Annotated in this window: 8 protein-coding genes; 4 read left to right on the top strand and 4 right to left on the bottom strand. The window is 73.5% G+C overall.

Annotation, left to right across the window (positions count from 1 at the left end):
* Positions 1-1,178, bottom strand: a 1,178-nt coding sequence (locus tag N869_RS10525; RefSeq protein WP_156968493.1) for a choice-of-anchor M domain-containing protein, incomplete at its 3' end; no start/stop codon positions are given.
* Between the two features lie 59 nt (positions 1,179-1,237).
* Complete coding sequence (locus tag N869_RS16590; protein WP_156968494.1) at positions 1,238-3,508, bottom strand: TIGR03773 family transporter-associated surface protein; 2,271 nt, start codon at positions 3,506-3,508, stop codon at positions 1,238-1,240.
* 164 nt (positions 3,509-3,672) lie between these two features.
* Between N869_RS16590 and N869_RS10535 the strand changes: the two genes are divergently transcribed.
* From N869_RS10535 to N869_RS17390, 4 genes are all read left to right on the top strand, one after another.
* Positions 3,673-4,278, top strand: coding sequence for a class I SAM-dependent methyltransferase (locus tag N869_RS10535; RefSeq protein WP_035061311.1), 606 nt, complete (start codon positions 3,673-3,675; stop codon positions 4,276-4,278).
* 24 nt (positions 4,279-4,302) lie between these two features.
* The gene (locus N869_RS10540; RefSeq protein WP_084136942.1) at positions 4,303-4,827 is read left to right on the top strand and encodes a gamma carbonic anhydrase family protein; all 525 of its coding nucleotides are present in this window, start codon (positions 4,303-4,305) and stop codon (positions 4,825-4,827) included.
* A 79-nt stretch (positions 4,828-4,906) separates the two neighbouring features.
* Complete coding sequence (locus tag N869_RS10545) at positions 4,907-5,665, top strand: HNH endonuclease family protein (RefSeq protein WP_156968495.1); 759 nt, start codon at positions 4,907-4,909, stop codon at positions 5,663-5,665.
* 54 nt (positions 5,666-5,719) lie between these two features.
* Complete coding sequence (locus N869_RS17390) at positions 5,720-6,340, top strand: L-threonylcarbamoyladenylate synthase (RefSeq protein WP_035061315.1); 621 nt, start codon at positions 5,720-5,722, stop codon at positions 6,338-6,340.
* Between the two features lie 19 nt (positions 6,341-6,359).
* Here the strand turns inward: N869_RS17390 and N869_RS10555 are convergent, their stop codons facing one another.
* On the bottom strand, positions 6,360-7,745 hold the full coding sequence (locus N869_RS10555; protein ID WP_035061318.1) for an MATE family efflux transporter: 1,386 nt from the start codon (positions 7,743-7,745) through the stop codon (positions 6,360-6,362).
* Between the two features lie 119 nt (positions 7,746-7,864).
* Positions 7,865-8,439 (bottom strand): GAF domain-containing protein (locus tag N869_RS18785; RefSeq protein WP_035061321.1); only part of this gene is annotated, 575 nt, incomplete at its 5' end.

Below are 8,439 nucleotides of genomic sequence, written 5' to 3' on the forward strand. Positions count from 1 at the left end.
GTGATCGGCTTGAGGGACCCGTCCGCGACGTGGCGGTCGGCCTCCGGCGCGAGAGTCAGGTCACCGAGGTCGACCTCACGGTTCTCCGGAGCCACGCTCACGGTGAGCGAGCCCTCGTTCGCGGGCAGGGTGGCGGTGATGGTCGGGCCGTTGACCGGGTCGTTGCCGTGGTCGTCCACGTCGATCGTGACGGGCTCGGACTCGGCGATGACACCGTGGTCCTGCCCGTAGAGGACGGCCTTGACCTGCAACCCGTCGTCCGCGGTGCGGACCACGAAGGAGTAGGTCTCGGAGCTGGCGCCGGGCACGACCTCCCACTCCCCGGCGTCACCCTCCCGGGTGAACCAGTGGTAGTGGCTCTCACCGGTGTCGGGCTCCTGCACCGCTGTGAGGCTGGCGATCCCGCCTGCGTGGTAGTGGTGCGCGAGGCCGGTGACCGTCAGCACGGTCTCCGTGTCGCCGGGCCCGCTGGGGTCTCCGGGCTCACCGGGGCCGCCGTTGTCGGCCGCGGGGAGGTCCTCGCCCACGTACACCGTGTAGGTGGCAGGTGCGAGGGTCTCGGCGATCCCGCCGGGGACGGTGACGGACGAGGTGACCGTGATCGTGTACTCACCGAGGTCGGTGAAGCCCCAGTTGACGTGCTCATGGCTCGCGCTGCTGGTGAACGACGACGGCGCGTCGTCCGCGGACCCGACGAACGGGAGCGGACCGTCCTCGGTGTTCTGCCACACGACGAGCTCGCCGGGACCCTCGAAGTCGGTGATCGCGTGCGTGACGGACGTGCCGGTGGGAAGCGCCGAGGAGTACCCGAAGCCGACGAACAGCTGGCCCGGCTGGCTCGACTGCGGCAGAAGGTAGTAGGTCTCCCCCTGGGCCTTCATGCCGGGCAGCGTCGCGACCATCGCGCTGACGGTCCTGGCGGCCACGGACGGCTTGGCGTGCAGGACCAGCTCGGACGCCTCCAGGTCGCCGAGCTCGGTGTGCGCCAGCAGGCTCTTCTGACCGTCCACGACGTGCACGTACAGCAGGTCGAGGTGACCCGTCGACATCACGGTCCGGTCGGCGTAGACGCTGTCCTCGACGGGCACGGCCTGGGCCGGCAGCGCCAGCGCCGTGGCGGCGAGTGCCGCCACCGCTGCGGAGGCACCTGCGCGCCTCCGAAGTGTCGTCAATGTCATTCTGTCGTCCTCTCTTTGGATGGTGCGGGACTGCTCAGATCAGGTGGGGGCCGTGGCCGTCACCGGCCCGGGGTGCGCCGCCTGGGCTCGCGCCCGACTGCGGACAGCGCGGTGAGGGCGAGCCCGGCGGCCAGGAGGGCGCCTCCGACGACGCCGAGGTCGACGAGGGTCTGGTCGGCGAGGCCGGTCCGCGCCAGCCCACCGCCGGCTTGGGACGCGTCGAGCTCGCACTCCTCCCCGTCGGGGGTGCGGCCCACGTACCGGGTGACGGTCGAGGCCTGGGCGGCACCGGCGGGGTCGACGTCACCGACGGCGAACGTCATCACCGCCGTACCGGACCGGGCGGCGCCGTCGACCGTGCCGGAGAACCCGACGGTCACCCGGTAGATGCCCTCGGCGGTGAAGGCCCAGATCCCGTGGACGTGCACACCTGCGGCGCCGACGGGCACCGAGGTCGAACGGGGGAAGCCGTCGACGGTGCCGAAGTACCGGTCGCCCACGCCGCCGAACGAGTCGAGCGAGTACACCGCGAGACTGCCGGGGCCGTCGACGGACTCCAGGGTCAGGGTCATCGGCCCGGAGGCCCGTCCGGCGATGGTGGGGTGCTGGGTGTTCCACCCGAGCCACGGGACTCCCGTTCGCTGGGCGAGCGGGATCGCCCACACGTGCCCGGTGCCGAGGAACGAGAAGTCCTCACCGGCCGGCACCGGCGTCCGGGCCGCCTCACCGAGGTGCAGCACCAGCTCTCCCGGTGACCGCCAGACCTGTGTCCCGGAGCGGTCGTCCTTGACGGCGACGACGAGCGACCCGTCCTGGATGGTGGGGCCGAGGTCGAGATGGCCCTCGGTGACGACGTCGACCTGGCCGGCCTCCACCGTCTCGGTGACGGCGGTCGGGATGCACTCCACGGCGGCGGTGGTGGTGGTGGCACCACCGGCGGGGGACGGCGCTCCGGAGCCCTCGGGCACCTCAGGGTCGGGAGCCGGGACCGGGTCGCCGGACGGCGGGACCGTCGGCTCCTGCTCGGGGGCCGCTTCTGCGGGCGGCGACGTCGTCGGTGCCGGGGACGGCTCCTGGGCCGGTGCGAGCCTGAGGGTGACCGCAGGTGTCTCACCGAGACGGGTCCCGTCCTCGGCCTCGAGCGCCGCGGTGACCTGGGCCCCGTCGAGGGACTCGTCGACGGCCACCGACAGGGCCCAGCCGTCCTGGGTCCACGCCTCGTCCGCTGCGGGCTGGACCACCCACACCGCACGGGCCGCGCCGAGCGCCTCGTGCCCCTCCAGGGCGAGCTCGGCGGTCTCCCCCGGCGCGTAACCGGGGCTGACCCCGGTGATCTGCGGGGTGGTGGCGGCGACCGGGTTGGGGAGCGCGGCGGACGTGGCGCTCCCCACCAGCTGGGCCTCGGTCGGCTCGAACCGGGCGAGCACCTGCCCACCCCCGGGCGGCGCCGCGGTCAGCTGTGCCTGACCTGCCGAGACCGGGGCGTGCCCGAGGTCGGTCTCGACCCCGCCCGCGCGGTGGACGAAGGTGACACGGCCACCTGGTGCCCACCCCTGGTCCCGGGCCGCCCAGCCGACGTCGGCGGTGAGGGCGACCTGACCCTCGCCGGCGGTACGTCCGGCGATCTGGACCTGCGTCGGCACGGCTTCCAGGCTCGAACCGCCGACTGCGAACACGTAGGTGCGGGACGTGGCTCGCAGTGGCGCGCCCTGCGGGGTGGTGGTCGAGGCGCCGACCGTGATCCGGTAGACGCCGGGCTCGGTGAAGACCCAGCTGGCGTGGGCGTGGGTGTTCGCCGGGACGGCCAACGAGCGCAGCCCTCGGTCACGGCTGCTCAGCAGTCGTTGCGGCCCGTCGACGCCGCTCTCGTAGATCTCGACGGCACCGGGCCCGCGGACGTCCTCGACGGTGAGCCTGATCGGTCCGCCCACCGCCGACGCGGGGACCCTCTCGGTGTTCCATCCGGCCCAGAGGATGCCTGGTGTGTAGGCCTGCGGGATCACGTGCACAGGTGCGCCCGGTGCGACCCCGAGGAACCCGAACGCACTGCCGGTCGGCGCGGCCCGGCGCGCGTCGTCGGTCACGTGGAAGACGGTCGCGTCCGGGTCCAGGCGGACGCCGCGACGCGAACCCAGGTCCGCCATGGTCGCCAGGCTCAGGCGCCCGTCGTCCATGAACACGGAGAACGCGTCGGTGTGCTCGGTCGCGAGAACCTGCCGGGCGGGGCCGGCCACCGGCGACCCGGGGAGCGGGCCGGACACCGCGGCGGCCTGGGCGGCGACGCCGAGCACCACCAAGATCGCGCCGGCGCCGGCGAGCGAGCGGCGCACCACACCGGTCCGGGGTCTCCGGCCGGGCGAAGGGGACCAACGGGGGGGAGCGGGCAAAGGGAGCCGATCGGACGTCAGGCGCACCGCACGAGAATAAGAACCATTCTCACCTTTGTCCAGGATCGCCCTCGATCCGCTCTTCCGCCATGCCCCACACTGGGTGCATGCGTCGTCAGAGCCGTTGGGAAGCGAAGGTCGCCGCCGACCCGGAGCACTCGCACTGGTACGTCGAGCGGTTCCGGACGATGCGGGCGGAGGGTGCCGACCTCGCCGGTGAGGCGCGGATGGTCGACGCGATGGTCCCGCGCGGCTCGCGGGTCCTGGACGCCGGGTGCGGGCCGGGTCGGGTCGGTGCCGAGCTCGCCGCCCGGGGGCACGACGTCGTCGGCGTGGACGTCGACCCCGTGCTGATCGAGGCCGCGGAGGCCGACCACCCCGGGCCCAGGTGGGTGGTGGGTGACCTGGCCGAGCTCGACCTGGCCGCCCAGGGGATCACCGACCCGTTCGACGTGATCGTGTGCGCCGGCAACGTCATGACGTTCCTCGCCGACGGCACCCACCGGGACGTCCTGGCGGGGTTCGCCGCCCACCTGGCACCCGAGGGCCGGGCGGTCGTGGGGTTCGGCGCCGGACGCGGGTACGCGTTCGAGACGTTCTTCGCCGACGTCGAGGGCGCCGGCCTGCGTCTGGACGTCGCACTCGGCACCTGGGACCTGCGCCCGTTCACGCCCCGGTCCGACTTCCTGGTGGCGGTCCTGACCCGGGCCTGACGCGCCGACTAGCCTGGCGGGGTGATCCTCCTCCCGTTCGCCGACCGCACCCCCGACGTCCACGAGACCGCCTGGGTCGCCCCCGGCGCGGCGCTCATCGGCAAGGTCCGGATCGGCGCCCGGGCCAGCGTCTGGTTCGGGGCGGTGGCCCGCGGCGACATCGACGAGATCGTCCTCGGGGACCGCTCCAACCTGCAGGACACCGTGGTGGTGCACACCGAGGCCGGCTCGCCGGCCGTGGTGGGGGCCGACGTGAGCGTGGGGCACGGGGCGGTGATCCACGGGTGCCACATCGAGGACGGGTGCCTGATCGGGATGAACGCGACCGTCCTGACCGGGGCCGTGGTGGGCCGGGAGTCGTTGGTCGCCGCCGGGGCCGTGGTCCTCGAGGGCACGGTCATCCCCCCGCGTTCGCTCGTGGCCGGGGTCCCCGCCAAGGTGCGCCGCGACCTCACCGACGACGAGGTCGCCGCACTCCTCGACAACGCGGCCCGCTACGTGCCCCGCGCCCAGGCGTACAAGGCCGCCGAGGCCCGACCCAGCAGCTGAGTGCGACCGCCCGCGGGACGCGTCCCGTCCTGACGGTCCCCTGGTCGGCACGGCCCGGACGGTGTGGAACCCTGTCGCCGTGAGTCAGCGCCCCCGACCCTCCCGCTCCCCCCAGCGCCGTCGCCGCGGTGCGCGCAGCGCGCCCCTGGCCACGCTCGTCAGCCTCGCGCTCGCCGCGGTGCTCCTGGGCGGGACGGACGTCGGTGAGGATCTCGGGCTGCCGGACCTGCTCGGCACCAGGAGCGAGCCGTACGTCGTCACCGTCACCCCCGAGCGGTTGGCCGACGCCCGTGAGGACCTGGCGTCGTTGCCGGTCAAGGGCCGTGCGCCGCGAACGGGGTACAGCCGGGACGAGTTCGGGCCCGCATGGGCGGACGTGGACCGCAACGGGTGCGACACCCGCAACGACATCCTGCGCCGGGACCTGACGGACATCACGACCCGCCCCGGGACGGACGGGTGCGTGGTCCTCACCGGGACCCTGGTGGACCCGTACTCGGGGGACACGATCGACTTCGAGCGCGGGGAGCGCAGCGCCGAGGTGCAGATCGACCACGTGGTCGCGTTGTCGGACGCGTGGCAGAAGGGCGCCCAGCAGATGACACCCCAGGAGCGCCTGGAGTTCGCGAACGACCCGGCGAACCTGCTGGCCGTGGACGGGCCCCTGAACCAGCAGAAGGGCGACGCCGACGCGGCGACGTGGCTTCCCCCGAACCGGGGGTTCCGGTGCGCGTACGTCGTGCTGATGATCGAGGTCAAGGCCGATCACGGGCTGTGGGTCACGGCCGCCGAGCACGACGCCATGGACCGTGAGCTGGGGCGCTGCCGCACGTCCTGACACCGGCCGTGGCCCTGGGCGGCGGCCCTGCACGACCCGATCTAGGCTCGAGGCATGGCCAGGTACTACGACGTGCACCCGCAGGACCCGCAGCCCCGCACGATCGGGCAGGTGGTGGCGATGCTCCGCGACGACGCCCTCATCGCCTACCCCACGGACTCCTGCTACGCGTTCGGCGCGCGTCTGGACTCCCACACGGCTGTCGACCGGATCCGACGCATCCGGCAGCTCGGTGACAAGCACCACTTCACGCTGGTGTGTGCGGACTTCGCCCAGCTGGGCCAGCTCGTGCACCTCGACAACTCCGCGTTCCGTGCGATCAAGGCCGCGACCCCCGGGCCCTACACCTTCATCCTCCCCGCCACCAAGGAGGTCCCGCGACGGCTGGCGCACGCCCGCAAGCGCACCGTGGGGGTACGGATCCCGCAGCACCCGGTGGCCCAGGCCCTCGTCCGTGAGCTGGGCGAGCCGTTGCTGTCCTCGACCCTGCTGCTGCCCGGTCAGGAGGAACCGATGACCGAGGGGTGGGAGATCCGCTCCGAGCTGGACCACGTGCTCGACGCCGTCGTCGACGGAGGCGACTGCGGCACCGAACCCACCACCGTCGTGGACTGGTCCGAGGGTCAGCCCGAGGTCGTGCGGGTCGGCGCCGGGGACACGTCCCGGTTCAGCTGACCCTTCGCCCCTGGCCCCGTCAGCACGCGACCGGGCGTTCGACCGGGGCCGGTGCCGCCGGGTCGACCACCGGTCCGCCGGTGCCCAGCGCACGGGAGGCCCGGACGTAGGCGGGCACGAGGACGAGCATGGCCGCGAACCACGCCAGGGGGTTGCCCCAGACGACGCCCTCGAAACCCCACCAGGCCCCCAGGACGAGGGCGGCGCCGATGCGGCACACGAGCTCCAGGACGCCGGTGACGGTGGGGACGGCGGTGTAGCCCAGGCCCTGGAGCGCCCCGCGCAGGACGAACAGGGTCCCCAGCACCACGTACAGCCCACCGTTGACGAGCAGGAAGTACGCGGCCATGGACACCACGTGCTCCTCGCCCGTCCCGATGAACAGTCGCACCACACCCGCGCCGGCCAGGACCACCACGGAGCCGACGGCAAGAGCACCGAGGACGGCCATCCACAGCGCCTGGCGCACACCGGTGCGGATCCGGTCCGGCCGGCGGGCCCCGAGGTTCTGGGCGGCGTACATGGACACGGCGATGCCGAGGGAGCTGAACAGGGCCATGGCGACGTGGTCCACACGCACGCCGGTGGTGTAGGCGGCCACGGCATCGGCGCCCAGGTCGTTCAGACGCACCTGCACCGCGATCATGCCCAGGGCGATCACCGACGCCTGGAAGCCCATGGGGACGCCCAGGTGCAGGTGGCGGCCGACCTCGCGGCGGGTCAGGCGCCAGTCCTCACGGCGGACGTGCAGCTCGGGAACCCTGCGCCGCACGTGGTGCAGGCACAGGGCCACCGAGACCCCCTGGGCGATCACCGTGGTGGCGGCCGCCCCGCCCAGGCCCATCCCGAGCACCGGCACCGCGAGCAGCACCAGGGCGATGTTCAGCACGCATGCCAGCACCAGGTAGATCAGCGGGGTCCGGGAGTCGCCGACCGCCCGCAGGATGGCCGCCAGGTAGTTGAAGAACATGGTCGCGGTGGTGCCCAGGAAGCTCACCACCGCGAACGTGGTGGCCTGCGGGATCAGCTCCTCGGGGGTGCGCAGCAGGCGCAGCGCCGGTTCGGTGAGCACGGGCGCGACCAGGGTGACCAGCAGGCTGACCGCGGCGGTGAGGATCGTCCCGGCCGCGATCGACCGGCGCACCGCGCGCATGTCGCCCGCACCGAACGCCTGCGCGGTGGGGATCGCGAACCCCGAGGTCATGCCCCACGCGAACCCGAGGAGGAGGAACAGGAAGCTGCCGGTGGCGCCCACGGCCGCGAGGGCCTGCACACCCAGGAACCGGCCCACGACCACCGCGTCGGTCAGCTGGTAGGCCTGCTGGACGACGTTGCCCGCGAACAGGGGCACGAGGAACACCAGCAGGACGCGCCAGGGGCGTCCGACGGTCAGGGCCTTGGACATCGGGTTCTCCGCGACGGGACGAGGGTGCCGCGGAGGGACCTGCGGCCGGTGCACCACAGTAGTCGAATCGATTCGTTCGACCACACCCCTGCGGGGGACCCGTCAGGGGTGAAAGTCGCTCAGGCAGGTGTCGGCCGGGCCGGGGGCACGTCCCGCGAGCCCTGCAGGCGGCGACCGCCCGGGCCCCACGGCGCACCCGCGGCGCGCGGGGCCAGGAGCTGGTGCACGTGCGCCGCGACCCCGGAGAGCTCCGCCACCCGGCGCAGCGCGGCCAACCGGCTGCCCGCCTGGAGCACCAGGGCCTCGATCGCGTCGACGGACTCGGGGGCGACGTACGCGCTGGACGTGCTCACCACGGTCAGGACGCCGGTGAGGTTCCACCCGTCCCGCACCGGGACCACCAGCACCCCACGGATCCCGCGCTCGCGCAGCGTGTGCATCGGCGGGACGGCCAGGCTGAGGTCCGTACCGCCGCTGTAGCAGGAGGTGAGGTCGGTGACGAGCTCACGCAGCTGGTGGACCTGGGCGTCCGGCATCCCGACCAGGACGTCGGCGACCGGGCCACGCCGGGCCGCGACCGTCACCGTGCCCCCGCCGACGGGCCCGGCGCCCACGTCCAGGGTCCACAGCGCCCCGCTGTCGAACCCGGTGAGGTCCAGCACCGCGGCCAGCGCGGCACGGCACAGGTCCTCGG

Origin of the sequence: Cellulomonas bogoriensis 69B4 = DSM 16987, from assembly GCF_000767165.1 — a bacterium.
Lineage (GTDB): Bacteria > Actinomycetota > Actinomycetes > Actinomycetales > Cellulomonadaceae > Actinotalea > Actinotalea bogoriensis.

Excerpts from the sequence above, each read along its gene's own strand:
- N869_RS17390 (WP_035061315.1), top strand. The coding sequence starts at position 5,720 with ATGGCCAGGTACTACGACGTGCACCCGCAGGACCCGCAGCCCCGCACG.
- N869_RS10555 (WP_035061318.1), bottom strand. The coding sequence starts at position 7,745 with ATGTCCAAGGCCCTGACCGTCGGACGCCCCTGGCGCGTCCTGCTGGTG.
- N869_RS10535 (WP_035061311.1), top strand. The coding sequence starts at position 3,673 with ATGCGTCGTCAGAGCCGTTGGGAAGCGAAGGTCGCCGCCGACCCGGAG.